This is a genomic window from Streptomyces sp. NPDC111744 (genome assembly GCF_055634995.1).
On sequence record NZ_JBVKCG010000021.1, the window covers coordinates 76,266 to 94,163 of the forward strand.

At 71.6% G+C, this 17,898-nt stretch carries 17 protein-coding genes and 2 pseudogenes; 10 read left to right on the forward strand and 9 right to left on the reverse strand.

Going from position 1 to position 17,898, the window contains the following annotated elements; all coding sequences use genetic code 11:
• Positions 1 to 83: 83 nt before the first annotated feature.
• From ACZ7OO_RS34265 to zapE, 6 genes are all read right to left on the reverse strand, one after another.
• Positions 84 to 962 (reverse strand): PPK2 family polyphosphate kinase, encoded by an 879-nt coding sequence (locus ACZ7OO_RS34265; RefSeq protein WP_471510898.1) that lies wholly within the window; start codon positions 960 to 962, stop codon positions 84 to 86.
• Positions 910 to 1,821 (reverse strand): slipin family protein, encoded by a 912-nt coding sequence (locus ACZ7OO_RS34270; RefSeq protein WP_471511022.1) that lies wholly within the window; start codon positions 1,819 to 1,821, stop codon positions 910 to 912. Before ACZ7OO_RS34270 ends, ACZ7OO_RS34265 begins: the two co-directional genes overlap by 53 nt.
• A 146-nt stretch (positions 1,822 to 1,967) precedes the next feature.
• On the reverse strand, positions 1,968 to 3,470 hold the full coding sequence (locus tag ACZ7OO_RS34275) for a SulP family inorganic anion transporter (RefSeq protein WP_471510900.1): 1,503 nt from the start codon (positions 3,468 to 3,470) through the stop codon (positions 1,968 to 1,970).
• Positions 3,471 to 3,478: 8 nt separating this feature from the next.
• On the reverse strand, positions 3,479 to 4,057 hold the full coding sequence (locus ACZ7OO_RS34280) for a carbonic anhydrase (protein WP_471510902.1): 579 nt from the start codon (positions 4,055 to 4,057) through the stop codon (positions 3,479 to 3,481).
• Positions 4,058 to 4,149: 92 nt separating this feature from the next.
• Positions 4,150 to 4,560 carry a hypothetical protein gene (locus ACZ7OO_RS34285; protein ID WP_471510904.1) on the reverse strand — a complete coding sequence of 137 codons (411 nt, stop codon included), beginning with the start codon at positions 4,558 to 4,560 and terminating at the stop codon, positions 4,150 to 4,152.
• Positions 4,561 to 4,753: 193 nt separating this feature from the next.
• A complete protein-coding gene (zapE, locus tag ACZ7OO_RS34290) occupies positions 4,754 to 5,860 on the reverse strand; it encodes a cell division protein ZapE (protein WP_471510906.1) in 1,107 nt (368 codons plus the stop codon).
• A 37-nt stretch (positions 5,861 to 5,897) separates the two neighbouring features.
• Here zapE and ACZ7OO_RS34295 point away from each other — a divergent pair, with 37 nt between their 5' ends.
• From ACZ7OO_RS34295 to msrB, 4 genes are all read left to right on the forward strand, one after another.
• Positions 5,898 to 6,737: a pyrimidine reductase family protein gene (locus ACZ7OO_RS34295; protein ID WP_471510908.1), complete on the forward strand. Its 840-nt coding sequence runs from the start codon at positions 5,898 to 5,900 to the stop codon at positions 6,735 to 6,737.
• Positions 6,738 to 6,891: 154 nt separating this feature from the next.
• The gene (locus tag ACZ7OO_RS34300; RefSeq protein WP_471510910.1) at positions 6,892 to 7,365 is read left to right on the forward strand and encodes an indole-3-glycerol phosphate synthase; all 474 of its coding nucleotides are present in this window, start codon (positions 6,892 to 6,894) and stop codon (positions 7,363 to 7,365) included.
• 102 nt (positions 7,366 to 7,467) lie between these two features.
• Positions 7,468 to 8,856 carry a UDP-N-acetylmuramate--L-alanine ligase gene (gene murC, locus ACZ7OO_RS34305; protein WP_471510912.1) on the forward strand — a complete coding sequence of 463 codons (1,389 nt, stop codon included), beginning with the start codon at positions 7,468 to 7,470 and terminating at the stop codon, positions 8,854 to 8,856.
• 13 nt (positions 8,857 to 8,869) lie between these two features.
• Positions 8,870 to 9,277, forward strand: a complete 408-nt coding sequence (gene msrB / locus ACZ7OO_RS34310; protein WP_471510914.1) for a peptide-methionine (R)-S-oxide reductase MsrB — start codon at positions 8,870 to 8,872, stop codon at positions 9,275 to 9,277.
• 22 nt (positions 9,278 to 9,299) lie between these two features.
• On the opposite strand, the pseudogene ACZ7OO_RS34315 reads toward msrB, so the two are convergent.
• A pseudogene (locus ACZ7OO_RS34315) lies at positions 9,300 to 9,470 on the reverse strand (MFS transporter); the annotation flags it as partial.
• Positions 9,471 to 9,476: 6 nt separating this feature from the next.
• Here ACZ7OO_RS34315 and ACZ7OO_RS34320 point away from each other — a divergent pair.
• From ACZ7OO_RS34320 to ACZ7OO_RS34330, 3 genes and pseudogenes are all read left to right on the forward strand, one after another.
• Positions 9,477 to 9,635: pseudogene (locus ACZ7OO_RS34320) on the forward strand (ArsR family transcriptional regulator); the annotation flags it as partial.
• Between the two features lie 235 nt (positions 9,636 to 9,870).
• A complete protein-coding gene (locus tag ACZ7OO_RS34325) occupies positions 9,871 to 11,475 on the forward strand; it encodes an MFS transporter (protein ID WP_471510916.1) in 1,605 nt (534 codons plus the stop codon).
• A gap of 229 nt (positions 11,476 to 11,704) precedes the next feature.
• The gene (locus ACZ7OO_RS34330; RefSeq protein WP_471510918.1) at positions 11,705 to 13,006 is read left to right on the forward strand and encodes a PP2C family protein-serine/threonine phosphatase; all 1,302 of its coding nucleotides are present in this window, start codon (positions 11,705 to 11,707) and stop codon (positions 13,004 to 13,006) included.
• Here the strand turns inward: ACZ7OO_RS34330 and ACZ7OO_RS34335 are convergent.
• Both ACZ7OO_RS34335 and ACZ7OO_RS34340 read right to left on the reverse strand, forming a co-directional pair.
• Positions 12,955 to 14,478: a sensor histidine kinase gene (locus ACZ7OO_RS34335; protein ID WP_471510920.1), complete on the reverse strand. Its 1,524-nt coding sequence runs from the start codon at positions 14,476 to 14,478 to the stop codon at positions 12,955 to 12,957. The two genes, ACZ7OO_RS34330 and ACZ7OO_RS34335, sit on opposite strands and share 52 nt — an antisense overlap.
• Positions 14,475 to 15,170, reverse strand: coding sequence for a response regulator transcription factor (locus ACZ7OO_RS34340; RefSeq protein WP_471510922.1), 696 nt, complete (start codon positions 15,168 to 15,170; stop codon positions 14,475 to 14,477). Before ACZ7OO_RS34340 ends, ACZ7OO_RS34335 begins: the two co-directional genes overlap by 4 nt.
• Before the next feature lie 151 nt (positions 15,171 to 15,321).
• Between ACZ7OO_RS34340 and ACZ7OO_RS34345 the strand changes: the two genes are divergently transcribed.
• Genes ACZ7OO_RS34345 through ACZ7OO_RS34355 form a run of 3 tightly spaced genes read left to right on the forward strand, consistent with a single transcriptional unit; the run spans position 15,322 to position 17,815 of the window.
• Positions 15,322 to 16,659 carry a ferredoxin reductase family protein gene (locus tag ACZ7OO_RS34345; RefSeq protein WP_471510924.1) on the forward strand — a complete coding sequence of 446 codons (1,338 nt, stop codon included), beginning with the start codon at positions 15,322 to 15,324 and terminating at the stop codon, positions 16,657 to 16,659.
• 10 nt (positions 16,660 to 16,669) lie between these two features.
• Complete coding sequence (locus tag ACZ7OO_RS34350; RefSeq protein WP_471510926.1) at positions 16,670 to 17,065, forward strand: FMN-binding protein; 396 nt, start codon at positions 16,670 to 16,672, stop codon at positions 17,063 to 17,065.
• Between the two features lie 9 nt (positions 17,066 to 17,074).
• Positions 17,075 to 17,815, forward strand: a complete 741-nt coding sequence (locus tag ACZ7OO_RS34355; RefSeq protein WP_471511024.1) for an FAD:protein FMN transferase — start codon at positions 17,075 to 17,077, stop codon at positions 17,813 to 17,815.
• The last annotated feature ends 83 nt before the right edge of the window (positions 17,816 to 17,898 follow it).

The window sequence follows — 17,898 nt, forward strand, 5'->3', positions numbered from 1 at the left end:
TATGAACGTAGGTCGGATTGTCCGGTTTTTTTGGGTGGCGCGGCGTCGTGGCCGCCGGGGTCACCCGGGCGGCGGCTGTTCCGTCACGGGGCCCTCAGCAGCCGCTCCCGGCACTCGGCCACGTCGAAGTCCGCCTTCGGGTACCGCGGGTCGAGCTCCTCCAGATGCTCAAGAAGGAGGCGGCTGATCGCCCAGTTGCGGTACCACTTCTGGTCGGCCGGGACCCGGTACCAGGGCGCGGCGGGGGTCGAACACCGCTCCATGGCGATCTCGTACGCCTCCTCGAAGGCGGGCCACAGCGCCCGGTCCTCGATGTCGCCGGGGCTGAACTTCCAGTGTTTGTCGGGGTTGTCCAGACGGGCCAGGAGGCGGCGCTTCTGCTCGCCGTAGGAGAGGTGCAGGAAGCACTTGACGACGGTCGTGCCGGCGTCGGTCAGCTCTTGCTCGAAGTCGTTGATCCAGCCGTAGCGGGACTCGATCTCCCTGGGCGGGGCGAGGCCGCGGACTCGCGCTACCAGGACATCTTCGTAGTAGGAGCGGTCGAAGATGCCGATCTCGCCCTGCCGGGGGAGTACCCGGCGCACCCGCCACAGGAAGTCGTGGCGGCGTTCCTCGTCGGTGGGGGCCTTGAAGGCGTGGACCCGGCAGCCGGCCGGGTCGAGGTGGCCGATGACGTGCTTGACCGTGCCGCCCTTGCCGCTGGTGTCCATGCCCTGGAGCACCAGGAGAACCCGGCGCCGGTCGCCTGCCGTTCCCGCCGCCCACAGCCGCTCCTGGAGGCCGGCCAGGAGGTCGCCCAGTTCGGCCGTCGCGGTGCGGGCGGCGTCCTTGTCATCGGGGCCCGCGGGGCGGGCGTCGGCCCGGTGGGCGTCCAGGTCGGGCCGCTCGCCCACCGGGAGGCGGAGCAGCTCACGCAGATCGGGGTCCCTGTCGTCCGAACGCTTCTGGTGCTTCCTCGGCACGGGCAGGCCTTTCGCTCGGGTCCGGGGGAGCCGGTTCGGAGACTTCGGAGAGTCCGGAGAGGTCGGAGAGACCGAGCTCGGCGCCGCCGTGCGGAGTGGGCTGCTGGGCCCGCTCCAGGAAGCGCAGCAGCTCCACCGGGAAGGGCAGGACCAGGGTGGAGTTCTTCTCGGCGGCCACCGCCACGATCGTCTGCAGCAGCCGCAGTTGCAGGGCCGCCGGGGTACCCGCCATCTGCTGGGCCGCCTCGGCCAGCTTCTTCGAGGCCTGGAACTCGGCATCGGCGTTGATGATCCGGGCCCGGCGCTCCCGGTCGGCCTCGGCCTGGCGGGCCATCGAGCGCTTCATCGTGTCCGGCAGCGACACGTCCTTGATCTCGACCCGGTCCACCTGCACACCCCAGCCCACGGCCGGGCTGTCGATCATCAGCTCCAGGCCCTGGTTGAGCTGCTCGCGGTTGGAGAGCAGATCGTCCAGGTCGCTCTTGCCGATGATCGACCGCAGCGAGGTCTGGGCCATCTGCGAGACGGCGAACTTGTAGTCCTCGACCTTGACCAGCGCGCTCACGGCGTCGACCACCCGGAAGTAGACGACCGCGTCCACGCGCACGGTGACGTTGTCCCGGGTGATGCCCTCCTGGGCCGGGATCGGCAGCGTCACGATCTGCATGTTGATCTTGTACAGCCGGTCCACGAACGGGATCACCAGATTGAAGCCCGGCGCCCGTACGTCACCGGTGACGCGGCCGAGCCGGAACAGCACGCCCCGCTCGTACTGCTTGACGACCCGCGCCCCCGCGGCCAGGTACAGCGCGCCTGCGCACAGCGCCGCCACCACCGCGACCAGCAGCTCCTGAATCATCACGACCCCCAGGTAAAGAGGTCCGATATGCCTGTTGCTGTAACGATATGCCCGGCGGGACGGTCGGGGCCATTGCCGTGTGGATGGAGGGTCCGGGCCGGGATGCCGAGGGGCGTCGGCACCCCGGCCCGGGAGCGGCCGCCGGTTCAGACGGCCGTGACCCGGGTGGTCACGACCGAGCCGGCGCTGACCTTCACCGGTGCCGTGACCTTCACCGGTTCCGTGCCGGCATCGCTGTGCCGTGCGGCCCAGCTCTCCAGCGCGGTCCGGCAGGCGTGATCAAGGTGGTGCAGCCCGGACAGGTCCAGCCGGATCGGGCGGTCCTGGGGCAGCGCCTCCAGACTGTCGAGGATCTTGGGCAGCCGCAGGAAGGTCGCGTTGCCCGACAGCTGGGCGTCGATCGGGCCCGCGCCCTTGTCGACCACCTCCAGCCTGATGTGCGAGGCCTCCCACGCGGTCTTGACGATGGACAGGGCCAGTCCGATGAGCACACCCTCGAACATGCTGACCGCCACGATCGACACCGCGGTGACGACCAGGATCAGTGCCTCGCCCCGGTGCTCACGCCAGAGCGCGGCCAGTGCCCGCACGGGGATCAGCTTGGCGCCCGAGTAGACCAGGACTCCGGCGAGCGCCGGGATCGGTATGTAGCCGAGCGCGCCCGGCAGCAGCGCCGCGAACAGCAGCAGCCAGACGCCGTGCAGCACCCGGGACGCCTTCGTCCGGGCGCCCGCCTGCACATTGGCCGCGCTGCGCACGATCACCGCGGTCATCGGCAGCGCGCCGAGCACTCCGCAGAGCGCGTTGCCCGCGCCCTGGGCGATCAGCTCCCGGTTGTACTGGGTACGCGGACCGTTGTGCAGCCGGTCCACGGCGGCCGCGCTGAACAGCGACTCGGCCGACGCGATCAGCGTGAACGCGACGATCGTGCCGATCACGCCGAAGCCAGCCAGTTCGCCGAAGGCGCGCAGCGGCGGCGGCTGCACGGAGCCCAGCAGCCCGTGTACCTCGACGGTGGCGACCGGGAGGCTCAGGAAGAACGCGGCCAGGGTGGCGAGACCGACGGCGGCCAGCGGTCCGGGGACCGTCCGCACCTTCGCCGGAAGGTACTTCCACAGCACCAGGACCGCGACGGTGCCCGCGCCGAGGGAGAGCGAGGCCAGCGCCTCCCCGTCCCCGAGGGCGTCCGCGAACGCCCCGGGCAGTCCGGCTATCTTGCCGGGCCCCGACTCGGGGGCCTTGACGGCGAGGGCCGGATACAGCTGACCGGCGATCAGGACCAGACCGATTCCGGCCAGCATGCCCTCGACCACCGAGACCGAGATGGCCCGGAAGTAGCGCCCCAGCTTCAGAACGCCCATGGCGATCTGGAGCACGCCGGTGACGAGCACGATCACGCCGAGCACCGGCAGCCCGAACTCGTGCACCGCCTCGAAGACGAGCACGGTCAGACCGGCGGCCGGCCCCGACACCTGGAGGCTGCTGCCCCGCAGCATCCCGGTGACGAGACCGCCCACGATGCCGGTGACCAGGCCGAGTTCGGCCGGTACACCGGAGGCGACGGCCACGCCCACGCACAGCGGGAGCGCGACCAGGAACACGACGAGAGAGGCGGTGAAGTCCTGCTTTATGTAAGGGAACCTGGTCATCGCGACGCTCACAGGGTCTCGAACGCGTCAGTGTCGGCGCGGTGTTCACGCACGGCACCGGTGTGGACCTCGTAGTACCAGCCGCGCAGGGTCAGTTCGCCCTGCGCCAGCTTCTTGTCGATGAACGGGTAGGAGCGCAGCCGCAGCAGCTGGGCGAGCACATGGTTCTGCACGCCCTCGGCGACGGCCGGGTCCTCGACGGCGCCGGTCGGGCGCGGCTCGGCACGGGCCAGCCAGTCCCGTACGGCGGGTACGGCGGTCAGGTCGTCGCCGCGCACCAGCGCGCCGACGGCGCCGCAGTGCGAGTGCCCGCAGACGACGATGTCGCGGACGCCGAGCACCTCCACGGCGTATTCGATGGTGGCCGCCTCGCTGGTGGGGTGCTCCGAGGCGTACGGGGGGACGATGTTGCCGGCGGTGCGCAGCTCGAAGAGCTCGCCCGGGCGGGCGCCGGTGATCAGGGCCGGGACGACCCGGGAGTCGGAGCAGGTGATGAACAGCACCTGCGGGGACTGGCCTTCGGCGAGTTTGGCGAACTCCTCAGGGCGCTGTCCGAACGTACGGGCGTTGTCGATGAGGGGCTGCATGGTGTGTGGACTCCTCCTGGCGCGCCGAGATGGCGCGTCGGGCTTGCACGACGGTTGTGGGGGGGGTGACGAGCCGAGACGGAACCCGTCGCTCAGCAGCGGAAGACCTGAAGCGCGGCCGGCGAGTGGGCTCTGGATGGTCCTGACGTGCGTTGACGCTGTTCTGCGGGAACCACCGAGGCCGGTATCGCCTCGGTGTGCCGGGCGGTGAGCGGACGGTCGTCGGCGCAGCCGGCGGTGGTGGTGCGCTGGCGGTCGGCGGTCCGCGGCGGGCTGGGTGGCTCCCCGCAGAGGCCGTGGTCGCGGAGGGTGTGGTCGCGAGGGGTGTGCGAGCCGTCGCGCACGAACGTCGCCGAGGGCTTCGGACCAAGCTGGGCCTTGGCCTCGACATGACTGAGCGTGTGCGCGGCTGCGAAGGTTGCCGCGGGCGCGAAGAACTGGACGGCGAGCAGGGCGGCGGCCAGGAGCGAGAGCACGGTCCGGGTCGTCGTACCTCGGAACATGAGCCCCCCTCGCAGCAGTTCGCGCCTCTTGTGTGCACCAAGCACAGGTCAATGGTTGGTCAAGAAACACGTTAACCCTGCAAAGTCCTTTGCAGGGTTAACTCGGTGTTGCGAGCCGAAGAGAGCGTGAAAAATGCCGGTGGGGTGGCTCGATCGGGCTCTTGACCTGGCGGTCTTGATCGAATAAGGGACGCTAGTCGGCGGCGACGAGCCCCTTGGCGTCCCGGGCCAGGGCGGTGAGCCGGGATATCGCGCGGAAGTACTTCTTCCGGTAGCCGCCGTTCAGCATCTCCCCGCTGAACAGCCTGTCGAACGGCAGCCCGGAGGCCAGGACCGGGACCTCACGGTCGTAGAGCCGGTCCGCGAGGACCACCAGCCGCAGCGCGGTCGACTGGTCCGGCACCGGCCGCACATCGGTGAGGCAGACCGCCGTCACGCCGTCGGTCAGCGCGCCGTACCGGCTGGGGTGCACCTTGGCCAGGTGGTCCAGGAGCTGCGGGAAGTCGTCGAGCGCGGCGCCCGGCGTCGCGTACGCCGCCTTGGTCACCTGCTCCTCGGAGAACGGCGCCGGCGCCTCGGGCAGGCCGCGGTGACGGTAGTCCTCGCCGTCGATGCGCAGGGCGCGGAAGTGGGCCGACAGGCCCTGGATCTCCCGCAGGAAGTCGGCCGCCGCGAACCGGCCCTCGCCGAGCTTGCCCGGCAGGGTGTTGGAGGTGGCGGCGAGCGCGACACCCGCGTCGACCAGCCGGCCCAGCAGCGTCGACACCAGGACGGTGTCGCCGGGGTCGTCCAGTTCGAACTCGTCGATGCACAGCAGACGGTGGCCGGAGAGGGTCTGCACGGTCTGCTGGAAGCCGAGGGCGCCGACCAGGTTGGTCAGTTCCACGAAAGTGCCGAACGCCTTCAGCGCGGGCTCGGCCGGGGTGGCGTGCCAGAGGGAGGCGAGCAGGTGGGTCTTGCCGACGCCGTACCCGCCGTCGAGGTAGACGCCGCGTGGCCCGGCCGGGGTCTTCGGCGCCCTGGCCTTCCCGAAGCCGAAGAAGCCGCGCTTGCCGCCGGCCGCCGCGTGTGCCCCGCCGAGACCGGCCGCGAAGCCTTCCAGGACCCGTACGGCCTCGGTCTGGCTGGGCTGGTTCGGGTCCGGGATGTAGGTGGCGAAGCGGACCGAGTCGAAACGGGGCGGCGGCACCATCTCGGCGACCAGCCGGTCCGCGGGGACGTGCGGCGAGCGGGCGCAAAGGGACAGCGGGGCCGCGTCGGCTATCGGGCTGACCTCGGAAGCGGCGGGAGAAGAGGACACGGTTCCCCATGCTAGTTGCCGTGCCACACTGCACGACATGCGACGCCTGTTCCCTGTGACCGAAGAGACAGCAGCCCGGGCCTCCCGCGGTTCGGCCGAGGGGGAAGGACTCGGGGGCGCTGCGGCGGGTGACGGTGCGGCCGGTTCCGGGTTCGCCGATCGGGAGTGGAGCCTCGCCGAGCTTGCCCTTGCCTATGCCTATCCCGCCGGGCGGGAGGTCTGGCTGCGGGCCAACATGGTGTCCACGCTCGACGGCGCCGCCCAGCACGACGGGCGGTCGCAGCCCATCTCCAGCGAGGCCGACATGCGGATCTTCGGCACCCTGCGGGCGCTCGCGGATGTCGTGGTCGTGGGTGCGGAAACGGTACGGCAGGAGGGGTACCGGCCGGCCCGCGCGCGTGCGGAGTTCGCCGGGGCCCGGGCGGCGGCGGGACAGAGCGAGGCCCCCGCGGTCGCCGTGGTCACCGCGAGCCTGGACCTCGACTTCGCGCTGCCGCTGTTCACCTCGCCTCTCGTCCCCACGCTGATCCTCACCGGCGCGGCCGCCGCCCCCGACCGCGTCGCCGCCGCCGAGAAGGCCGGCGCCCGGGTGGTGGTCGCCGGTGACGGCGTCGGCGTCGACCCCGCCCGCGCGGTGAGCGCCCTCGCCGGCCTGGGCCACACCCGGCTGCTCACCGAGGGCGGACCCCGGCTGCTCGGTCAGTTCATCGCCGCCGGTGTCCTCGACGAGCTGTGCCTGACGATGTCGCCGATGCTCACGGCGGGGGGAGCGCAGCGCATTTCCGGGGGACCCGGTGTCACCGTGCCCAGGCGTTTCGAACTAGTGTCCCTGCTGGAGGAGGCCGGATTCCTGTTCAGTCGCTACCAGCGGTTCTGAACACAGCGGAATCTACCGTTCCGCTTGGCTTCCGAAGGGCACACTGAATCCGGTAGTACCCGTGCGATCACGGGGCAGGATGGTTTCCGCAGGGCTACTAGGCCCCAGGGAGGACAGAGGGTCCACGTGACCCTCTCAGGAGAAGAGGCGCCTGGTGTTCACAAGCGTTCTGATGATCGAGAAGGCCCTGACGTCCGCCGACGTGGAGTTCGTCACCACCTTGCACGGGGACGAGCAGGTCTCCTTCCACGTGCTGCTCCAGCCGCGCGGCGACCAGGCGGACCGCCTGCTGCGGGCCATCGACGACATCGCGCTCGGCGAACTGGACGAAGCCGCTCGCGAGGGCGAGACGCCGGAGGGGGATGCCGCGCAGGCGTTGGCCGCACAGGCACTGGACGTGTCCCTGACGGCACTGCGGGCGGCGGCGAGCTCGGCGGAGGGGCGGATGGTCGAGGACCATCCGCTGGATGCGCTGAAGGCGATCGTCGACGAGGTAGGGGCGGACGAGGTGATCGTGCTGACCGATCCGCATTATGTGGAGGAGTTCTTCCACCGGGACTGGGCGTCTCGGGCGCGGCACAAGGTGGGGGTGCCGGTGCTGAAGCTGTTCTCGCACAGCAAGGCGTGACGAAGCCGCCTGTCAGAGATTGTTGAACCCGCGGCTTAGGCTTGGGCGCGCCCCCTCAGGGGGGCCAGCTCACTGCCGCACCACACCTGGGGAGAACAGCGCATGGCACCCGGCCTTCCTTCCGCCATGGACCGACCGCACTTCATCGGCATCGGCGGCGCCGGGATGTCGGGGATCGCCAAGATCCTCGCCCAGCGCGGAGCCGAGGTGGCCGGGAGCGACGCCAAGGAGTCGGCCACCGCCGAGGCGCTGCGGGCGCTCGGCGTCACCGTGCACATCGGGCACGCGGCCGGGCACCTCGCCGACGACGTCAGCTGTGTCGTCGTGTCGTCGGCGATCCGCAAGGACAACCCCGAGCTGGCGCGCGCAGCAGAGCTGGGCATCCCCGTGGTGCACCGCTCGGACGCCCTCGCCGCCCTGATGGACGGCCTGCGGCCGATCGCCGTCGCCGGCACCCACGGCAAGACCACGACCACCTCGATGCTGGCCGTCTCGCTCACCGAGCTGGGCCGCGAGCCGTCGTACGCCATCGGCGGCGACCTGGACGCCCCCGGCTCCAACGCCCTGCACGGCGAGGGCGAGATCTTCGTCGCCGAGGCGGACGAATCGGACCGCAGCTTCCACAAGTACGCGCCCGAGGTCGCCATCGTCCTCAACGTGGAGCTCGACCACCACGCCAACTACGCCTCGATGGACGAGATCTACGAGTCCTTCGAGACCTTCGCCGGCCGGATCGTGCCCGGCGGCACGCTGGTGATCAGCGCCGATCAGGAGGGCGCGCGCGAGCTGACCCGGCGGCTGGCCGGGAAGGTGCGGACGGTGACCTACGGCGACGCCGCCGATGCCGACGTGCGGGTGCTGTCCGTCGTACCGCAGGGCCTGAAGAGCGAGGTCACCGTCGTGCTGGACGGGACCGAGCTGACCTTCACGGTCTCCGTGCCCGGTCGGCACTACGCCCACAACGCCGTCGCCGCGCTCGCCGCCGGTGTGGCCCTCGGGGTCCCGGCCGCCGAGCTGGCGCCCGCGCTGGCCGCGTACACGGGCGTAAAGCGGCGCCTCCAGCTCAAGGGCGAGGCGGCCGGCGTCCAGGTGATCGACTCCTACGCCCATCACCCCACCGAGATGACCGCCGACCTGGAGGCCATGCGCGCCGCCGCCGGGGACGCCCGGATCCTGGTCGTCTTCCAGCCGCACCTGTTCTCCCGCACCCAGGAGCTGGGCAAGGAGATGGGCGAGGCGCTGGCCCTCGCGGACGCGTCGGCGGTCCTGGACATCTACCCGGCCCGCGAGGACCCGATCCCCGGGATCACCAGCGAGCTGATCATCGAGGCGGCGCGGGCCGCGGGCGCCGACGTCACCGCCGTGCACGACAAGGACGAGGTCCCCTCCGTGATCGCGGGAATGTCGAAGCCCGGTGATCTGGTTCTCACCATGGGCGCGGGCGATGTGACCGACCTGGGCCCGAGGATCCTGGAACGCCTGGCGAAGTAAGGGGCTGAGAGTTATGTCGTACGACGTCGACAAGCCGGACGAGCAGTGGCGGTCGGAGCTGACCCCGGCCGAGTACGCCGTGCTGCGTCAGGCGGCGACCGAGCCGGCCTTCACCGGTGAGTACACCGACACCAAGACCAAGGGCGTCTACTCCTGTCGCGCCTGCGGTGCCGAGCTGTTCACCTCCACCACGAAGTTCGAGTCCCACTGCGGATGGCCGTCCTTCTACGACCCGAAGGACACCGACGCGGTCGAACTGATCGAGGACCGCACGCACGGGATGGTGCGCACCGAGGTGCGGTGCGCGCGGTGCGGCTCGCACCTCGGGCACGTCTTCGAGGGCGAGGGGTACGCGACCCCGACCGACCAGCGGTACTGCATCAACTCGATCTCGCTGCGGCTGACGGCCGACGAGAGCTGAAGTCGCGGCTGGTCGCCGTCGTTCACGCCGGCTCGGCGCCCCGGCGCCGGGAGGCGAGGACCACCAGGCCGCCGATGACGGCGAGGGTCATCAGGACGGCGGCGAACACGGTGGCGCCGTCGGTCAGCCCGATGGCGTCACTGAGGTAGCCGGCCGAGACCGGCAGCAGACCCGCCGGGACGTAACCGCCCACGTTGTGCTGACCCGTCACTTCAAGGCCCTGCGCGAGGCCGGCGTCACCCGGCAGCGCCAGTACGGCCTGGAGCGGCGCAGCCAGGTCCGCGTCGACGACCTCGACGCACGCTTCCCCGGCCTGCTCGACCTGGTCGCGGCGGTCTGGACGCCGGTCGAGGGCTGACACCCCCGCGCGCCTGCCGGCGACCGGCTGCCGCCCCCGCACCCCGCTTCCCTCCTGGGACGCGGGGTGTTCTCGTGTGCCCCGAGGTAGATATTGGGCAGTCCATTGACCGACGTGAAAAAAGTGCCTTACATTCGTCGCGTTCTCGGCGCCGTCGTCCCCGCGTATCTGCCGCATCCACCTATCCGGGCAGGTCCGTCGTATCTCACGCAAGACCGCTCAAAGGGGAGCACACGTGTCCACTGAAACGCGCTCGCAATCCGGCTCCACCCCCCTTCGCAGCCCCTCCGGCCCGCTGCCCGTCGGTACGCTCGTCGCCGGCTGCTTCGCGGTCTGTCTGGCGCAGATCGCCCTCGCCATGCCGGCCACCCTGAACGGGCTGTTCCAGGAGGACCTGCATCCCGTCGGGTCGCAGCTGACCTGGATCTCGGACGCGTTCCTGCTGCCCGTCACCGTGCTGGAGCTGACCTTCGGTGTCCTCGGCGACCTCTTCGGGCGCAAGCAGCTGCTGGTCGGCGGCGGCGCGCTGCTCGTCGTCGGCGAGGCGCTGGCCGCCGCCAGCACCGGCATCCACCTGCTCTGGGTCGGCCAGGCCGTCGCCGGTCTCGGCGCGGCCGCGCTGTTCCCCACCTCGCTCGCTGTGATCGCCGCCGGGACCCACACGGCACGCGACCGCGCCCGGACGATCACGATCTGGGCCGCCGCCCTCTCCAGCGGCGGGTTCGTCGCGCCCGTGCTCGGCGGCATCACCGGCAATTACGGCTCCTGGCGCTGGGCCTTCGTCGTGGTCACCGGACTGGCCGTGATCAGTACGCTGCTCAGCCGGCTGCTCGCGCAGAACTCCAGCGCGCCCGAGGGCCGCTCCCTCGACCTCACCGGCCAGATCACCATCGGCATCGGCATGTTCGCCCTGCTGTACGCGGTGATCCAGGGCCCCTCGGACGGCTGGACCGCGACCCCGGTGGTGGTCGCCTACCTGGTCGCGGCCGTCTTCCTCGGTCTGTTCATCGCCGCCGAGAACCGGGCCGCCTCCCCGCTGCTGCGCCTGGACCTCTTCCGGAACCGGGCCTTCGCGGTCGCCTCGTTCGTCGCCGTCGTCGGGATGTTCAGCTACCTCGGCACGGCGTACGCGACCAGCATCCGGCTAGGGCCGATCCAGCACCAGAGCCCGCTGCGCGGCTCGTTCGCGTTCGTCCTCCTCAACGCCTGGACCCTGCTGTTGCTGCCGCTGATCTCCCGGCTCCTGGAGAAGGTCAGCCCGCGCTGGGTGCTGGGCGCGGGCCTGGCCCTGATGGCGGCCGGGGACTTCCTCGCAGCCACCCTGTCGATCCACGACCGCGCCCTGACTTCGCTGATCCTGCCCATCGGACTGGTCGGCATCGGGTTCGCGCTCACGGTCTCCTCGATCACTGCGACCGCCGTCAACACCGTGGAGGTCCACTACGCGGGCATGGCCAGCGCCTCGACCAGCCTGCTGCGGGACTTCGGATTCACCCTCGGCCCCGCCGTCATCGGGGCGATCGCGCTCAGCCGGGCCGCCGACGAGTTCACCCGGAAGCTCGCCGGCTCCGGCCTCGGCGCCCAGGTCAAGGCGGCGGCCGGCGAGGTCGCGGCCGAGGGCGGGCCGCTCGCCGTCAACTCCGTACCCGCCTCCTCCCCGCCCGGCGGCGCGGCCCCCATCGCCCTGGAGGTCCTCGGCAACGGCTACGCCGTCGGTTACGTCGTCTGCGGTATCGCAGCGCTCGTCTGCTGCCTGCTCGGCGTGATCGCCCTGGGCGGCAGGGGCGGGCAGGCGGCCACGGTCGGCATCGAGTCCGGGGAGCGGCCCGCGGCGGCCTGAGGCCGGCACCGCCGGTGGCTCCACGGGGGCACCGCCCGCCCGCGCCCGCCGTTCTGCCGTAACCGGTGTACGAGACCACCGAGCCGCTCACCGGGAACGCCCGGGGACGGGTACGTACGGCCGTCGTCCGCCACGACCGGAGCGCCCACCGCCCCGGCGAACCACATCCGGGGGACGTGCGACGCGAGTGGCTGGTGCCCCCTTCGGCCCTGTTTGACATTCTGTGAGGGTGTCGGGTGTAGCGCGATGGTTCCAGTCCCGCAGGGGGCCCGCGTCCGCCGAGGGCCCGGGGTCAGCGGACGGGCCTACCGCGGGCGCCGACCCCTCCGCGCCCTTCAGGGCGTCGCGGACGGCCGCGGCCGGCATCGGCACCACCCTCGACGAGTCCACGACCTGCACGGAACTGACCCGGGCGGCGGTACGGCTGACCGGCGGCGGATCGGCCGTGATGCGGCGGGTCGGCGAGACCGTCTCCGGCTACGAGTCGATCACCGGCGACGCCGATCTGCTGCCCGACGCCCGCTGGGCCACCGCGGTGGCCCGGGACGCGGGCTCCCCGGCGGCCGACCACTGGGTGGACCCCTGGCTGTCCCGCCCGGCCGGCAGCCGCACCCGCCCGGCCGTGTGCGTGCCCCTGACCAGCGGCTTCGACCAGTACGGCGTCCTGGTCTGCGCCCGCGAGGGGATGGCCTTCGTCCGTGCGGAGGCCGAGCTGCTCGCCCTCCTCGCCGAACGCGCCGCCTCCCACATCCGGCACGCCCGCGAGTACGAGGACGTCAACCGCACCGCCGGCGACCTGCAACGCGCCCTGCTGTCCGAGCCCGGCCGGCCGCACCCCAACCTGGACGTGGCGATCCGCTACCTCCCGGCCGGCGGCCGGGTGCTGGTCGGCGGCGACTGGTGCGAGACGGTACGGCTGCACTTCGGCCGCACGCTGCTCGTCGTCGGCGACGTGATGGGCCACGGCCTCGAGGCCGCCGTCGACATGAACGCCTACCGGTCCTTGCTGCGCTACATCGCCTCCTCCGAGCTGCCCCCGCACCGGGTGCTGCGCCAGATGGACGACATCGCCGCCAACGAGGCGGACCGGAGACCCGCCACCTGTCTGCTGGTGCGCGTCGACCCGAGCCGCCGCCAGGTCACCCTGGCCAGCGCCGGCCATCTCCCGCCCGCCCTGATCGCCGCGGACGGCCGGACCACCCTCCTGCCGGTCCCCGTCGGCCCGCCTCTGGGCACCGGCTTCGGGGGCTACGAATCGGCCACCCACCAGCTCGACCCCGACCAGGCCCTCGTCCTCTTCACGGACGGTCTGGTGGAACACCGAGGCGAGGACATCGACCGCTCCCTGAACCGCCTCGCGGACCTGCACTTCAGCCCTGCCGTCGGCGTGGACGCCCTCCTGGAGTCCATCCTCACCCGCCTCGACGCCCGCAACGCCGAGGACGACGTCGCGGTCCTGGCGGCCCGCCCGCATCCCCGTCAGGGTGGTTTCACGTCCGTGCCGGAGGAGGAGAGGACGCCGGGCTCGTGACGGTGAGCCAGATGGCCGCCGCCACTGTGCCGCTGCCTGGGCAGGGTCAGCGTGAACACGGTCGTGCCCGCCGGGCCGTCGTCGCCCAGCCCGATGGTCCCGCCGTGTGCCTCCACCAGCGCCCGCGCCACCGACAGACCGAGGCCGCTGCCGCCACGGTCGCGGCTGCGGGCCTTGTCGACGCGGTAGAAGCGGTCGAAGACCCGGGCCCGGTCGGCGGCCGGGATGCCGGGCCCCTGGTCGGTGACGCTCACCGTCACCGAGTCGGGGGCCACCGCGACCGTCACCGACACCGGCGTGCCGGCGGGTGTGTGGACGGCCGCGTTGGTGAGGAGGTTGTCCAGGACCTGGCGGACACGGACCGGGTCCAGGCGGATCGGGACCGGGTCCGGGCCGACGGTCACCGCCAGCGGATGGTCGCAGTGCGCCGCGCGGAAGGCGTCCGCGGCCTCCCGCACCAGCTCCGCCAGGTCGGCGTCCTCCAGCCGCAGCGGGGCCTCCATCTCGGCCGCGTCCAGCCGGGCGAGCAGCAGCAGGTCGTCCAGGAGGATGCCCATCCGGGCCGCCTCGGCGCGCAGCCGGGCCAGGTGCTTGTCGCGTTCCCCGGGGGCGTTGGCGGCCGCGTACTGGAAGAGGTCGGCGTAGCCGCGCACCGACATCAGCGGGGTGCGCAGCTCGTGCGAGGCGTCCGCGACGAAGCGGCGCAGCCGCTGTTCGGCCTCGGCGCGGACGGCGAGGGAGCGGTCGATGTGTTCGAGCATCGTGTTGAACGCGGTGCGCAGCTCCTCGACCTCGGGGCCGCCGCCCCGCTTGGCCGCGCGCAGCGGCAGCCGGGCCGCCGACTCCGTCAGATTGTGCGAGGCGATGCCATGGGCGGTGTGCGCCATGTCGCTCAGAGGCTCAAGGCCGTGCCGCAGCAACCGCCGGCCGATACCCACCAGCGTCAGCAGCGCCAGCCCGAAGGCCACCACCTGGACCGTGACCAGCTGTCGTACCGTGTCGTCGATGCTGCCCATCGGCGCGCCGCTGACCAGTACCACCCCCGGCTCCACCTCGCAGCCGCGCAGCCGGTACTCGCCCTCCCCGGTCAGGTTCCTGGTGCGCAGCACCTCGGTGCCCGCGGCGATCTGCGCCTTCGCCACCGAGGTGAGGTCGCCGATGTCCTTCGGCAGATCAGTGGTCTCCTCGGGTTTGCGCAGCACCGGGGAGCCGTGCGAGACGTCGTACACGGCGTAGTACCAGCGGTAGTACTTCTTGCCCTGCAGGGTGCCGTTCTGCGCGATGCTCTTCGACTGGGCGACCTGGGCGAGCCCGAGCTGGTCGTCCAGCTGGGCAGACAGGTAGTCCTTCATGTAGGTGGTCAGCGCCGTGCCGACCACCGCGAACACCACCAGGGCCAGCGCCCCGAGCCCCAGTGCCAGCCGGGTGCCCAGGCGCATGCTCCGGTACGAGCGCCACAGCCGGCCGGTCACTCCGCGGCCTGCTGCCGTATGACGTACCCGAAACCGCGCACGGTGTGGATCAGCGGTTCCCCGCCGGCCTCGTCCAGCTTGCGCCGCAGCCGGCTGACCACCAGCTCCACCACGTTCGAGCGGCCGCCGAAGCCGTACTCCCACACGTGGTCCAGGATCTGCGCCTTGGTGAGCACGGTCGGCGACTTGCGCATCAGATAGCGCAGCACCTCGAACTCGGTCGGGGTCAGCGAGAACAGCCGCTCGCCGCGCCGCACCTCACGGGTGTCCTCGTCCATCGTCAGGTCGGCCACCTGGAGGACCGAGCGCTGGAAGCCGGGCCCCGCGCTGCGCCGCAGCACCGTGCGCAGCCGGGCCATCAGCTCCTCCACCGCGAACGGCTTGACCAGGTAGTCGTCCCCGCCCCGGGTCAGCCCCGCGACCCGGTCGGCGACCCCGTCGCGCGCGGTGAGGAACACCACCGGCACCATCGTCCCGGAGTGCCGCAGCCGGTCGAGGACACCGAAGCCGTCCACGTCCGGCAGCATCAGGTCGAGCACGACGATGTCCGGCCGGAACTCGGTGGCCCGGGCCAGGGCGTCCTCGCCGCAGTACGCGGTGACCGCCTCCCAGCCCTCGTACCGTGCGACCGTCGCGACCAGGTCGGCGATCGGCGGGTCGTCGTCCACGACGAGGAGTCGTACTTTTTCCACCCGCTCATACTGCGGCACGCGGCGGCGGACGCCAGAGCCGTGCTCACACAGAAAACACATCGATAACCAGTTGAAAGTCGTCCGACAGGAAAACGACAGCAGCCACGGGTGAAGCTCGACTCCCAGGACCCGATCAAGGAGCTGCCGACCCGTGACGACCGTCCAATCGCCCCCTGCGCCCCCCACGGCGATACGCCCCAGGGTGGTGGCCCGCACGGGCCTGTACGCCGTGCTCGCCGCCAACGCGGCCGTGGTCGCCTACTTCTTCGCCCAGGCGGGCTTCGCCTCCAACGCCTTGATCGTCATCGGCCGCTTCTTCGGCCTCTACGGCGCTCTCATCATGGCCTTCCAGCTGGTGCTGGTCGCCCGGCTGCCCTGGCTGGACCGCAGGATCGGCATGGACCGGCTGACCTCCTGGCACCGTTGGACCGGCTTCGCCCTGCTGTGGACGCTGCTCGCGCACGCCGTCTTCATCAGCTTCGGCTACGCCGACGGCGCGGGCGTCGGCCCGGTCACCGAGCTCGTCGACCTCGCCGAGACGACCGAGGGCGTGCTCCGCGCGGTCGTCGCCCTCGGCATCATCCTCGTGGTCGGCGCCGTTTCGGCCCGCTACGCCCGCCGCCGTCTCGCCTACGAGACCTGGCACTTCGTCCACCTGTACACGTACGTGGCCGTGGTGCTCGCGTTCAGCCACCAGGTCGCGGTCGGTACGACGTTCACCTCGTCGTCCGCCGCGACGGCGTACTGGTACGCGCTTTGGGGCGTCGCGCTCGGCTCGGTGGCCCTGGGCCGGCTGATCCTGCCCCTGTGGCGCAACTACCGTCACCAGTTCCGGGTCTCCGCGGTCGTCCCCGAGTCCGGCAACGTCGTCTCCGTGTACGTCACCGGCCGCGACCTGGACAAGCTGGGCGCGCGGGCCGGCCAGTTCTTCCTGTGGCGGTTCCTGACGAAGGACCGCTGGTGGCAGGCGAACCCCTTCTCCCTCTCCGCCGCCCCCGACGGCCGCACCCTGCGCCTGACCGCCAAGGCCGCCGGCGACGGCAGCGCCGCCCTGCGCCACCTGAAGGTCGGCACCCGCGTCTTCGCCGAGGGTCCCTACGGCGCCTTCACCACCCTGCACCGCCGCAGGACCGAGTCCCTGCTGATCGCGGGCGGCGTCGGCGTCACCCCCATCCGCGCCCTCCTCGAGGACATCGAAGGCCACGCGATCGTCATCTACCGCGTCTCCAGCGACCGCGACGCCGTCCTCTACGACGAACTGCGCGACCTCGCCGTCGCCAAGGGCGCCGAACTGCACCTGGTCACCGGGCCGCCGGTGCCCGACAAGCTGGCGGCGCGCGAGCTGATCCAGCTCGTGCCGAACATCGCCGACCGGGACGTCTTCCTGTGCGGACCGCCCCCGATGATGAATGCGGTGCTGCGCACCCTGGGAGACCTGGGCGTGCCCAAGGCGCAGATCCACTTCGAGCGTTTCAGCCTGGCGGGATGAGAGAGACACCGTGAAGCGAGCCATACCTGTCGTCGCCCTGAGCATCGCGGGCCTGATCCCCGTCTGGCGCTACGAGCCGTCCGTCGGGGGTACGACGACCTCCACCGAGTCCGTCACAACACCGTCGGCTTCCTCGACCACCGCTTCGGGCACGGTCGTCAAGGGCACCACCCTCGACACCGAGAAGGGTCCCGTCCAGGTCCAGGTGACCTTCGACGGCGACAAGATCACCGCCGTCAAGATGCTCCAGCAGCCGAATCACCCCCAGACGGCGGCGGCTGTGCCGGTGCTCATCTCGGAGACGCTGAAGGCGCAGAGCGCGGAGATCGACACCGTGTCCGGCGCGACGATCACCAGCGACGGCTACCGGGAGTCCCTCCAGGCCGCGATCGACGCGAAGGGCTGAGCGTTGACCGTGCACCGAGTCGAACACGTCATGGGTTTCCCGGTCTCGCTCCGTGTCGACGACGAGGACGTCCCGGAGAGCGCGGCGGACACCGTCTTCGCCTGGCTGCGCGAGGTCGACGAGCGGTTCAGCCCGTTCAGGCCGGACAGCGAGGTCTCCCGGCTCGACCGGGGCGAACTCTCCGAGACCGAGGTGAGCCCGGACCTCGCCGAGGTGCTCGCGCTGTGCGAGGAGTACCGGCTGGCGACCGGGGGCGCGTTCGACGTACGGCTGCCGGGGCGGGGCCTCGACCCGTGCGCGGTGGTCAAGGGGTGGTCGGTACAGCGGGCGGCGGACCTTCTGTCGGCGGCCGGGGCGAAGCGGTTCGTGCTGAACGCCGGCGGTGACGTGGTCGCCTCCGGCGGGCCCTGGCGCGTGGGCGTACGGCACCCCGAGCACGCCGACCAGCTGTGCACGGTCCTCGAACTCACCGACGGGGCGGTCGCCACGTCCGCCCGCTACGAGCGCGGCGACCACATCATCGACGGCCGTACGGGACGTCCGGCGACCGGGCTGCTCAGCCTCACGGTCGTCGCCTCGTCGCTGACCGAGGCGGACTCCGTGGCCACGGCCGCGTTCGCGATGGGTGCCGAGGGCGTCGGGTGGGCGGCTTCGCGACCGGGTTGCGAGGTGTTCGCCGTGGACGCCGAACGGCAGGTGCTGCGGACGGCGGGCTTGCCGGTCCCGGGGGAGCCGTCGGCGGCCGCGTGAGCAAGGAGAGAGGGGCGGGGGGGGGAGGGGGGTTGGGGGGCGGCGCCGGCCCCTTTTCTTCTCGTCCGCCCATAGACCACGAA

What these genes read in the sequence shown, in the direction of transcription:
- ACZ7OO_RS34270 (WP_471511022.1), bottom strand. Translation starts at nt 1,821, where the DNA reads ATGATTCAGGAGCTGCTGGTCGCGGTGGTGGCGGCGCTGTGCGCAGGC.
- ACZ7OO_RS34275 (WP_471510900.1), bottom strand. Translation starts at nt 3,470, where the DNA reads ATGACCAGGTTCCCTTACATAAAGCAGGACTTCACCGCCTCTCTCGTC.
- ACZ7OO_RS34280 (WP_471510902.1), bottom strand. Translation starts at nt 4,057, where the DNA reads ATGCAGCCCCTCATCGACAACGCCCGTACGTTCGGACAGCGCCCTGAG.
- ACZ7OO_RS34285 (WP_471510904.1), bottom strand. Translation starts at nt 4,560, where the DNA reads ATGTTCCGAGGTACGACGACCCGGACCGTGCTCTCGCTCCTGGCCGCC.
- ACZ7OO_RS34295 (WP_471510908.1), top strand. Translation starts at nt 5,898, where the DNA reads ATGCGACGCCTGTTCCCTGTGACCGAAGAGACAGCAGCCCGGGCCTCC.
- murC (WP_471510912.1), top strand. Translation starts at nt 7,468, where the DNA reads ATGGCACCCGGCCTTCCTTCCGCCATGGACCGACCGCACTTCATCGGC.
- msrB (WP_471510914.1), top strand. Translation starts at nt 8,870, where the DNA reads ATGTCGTACGACGTCGACAAGCCGGACGAGCAGTGGCGGTCGGAGCTG.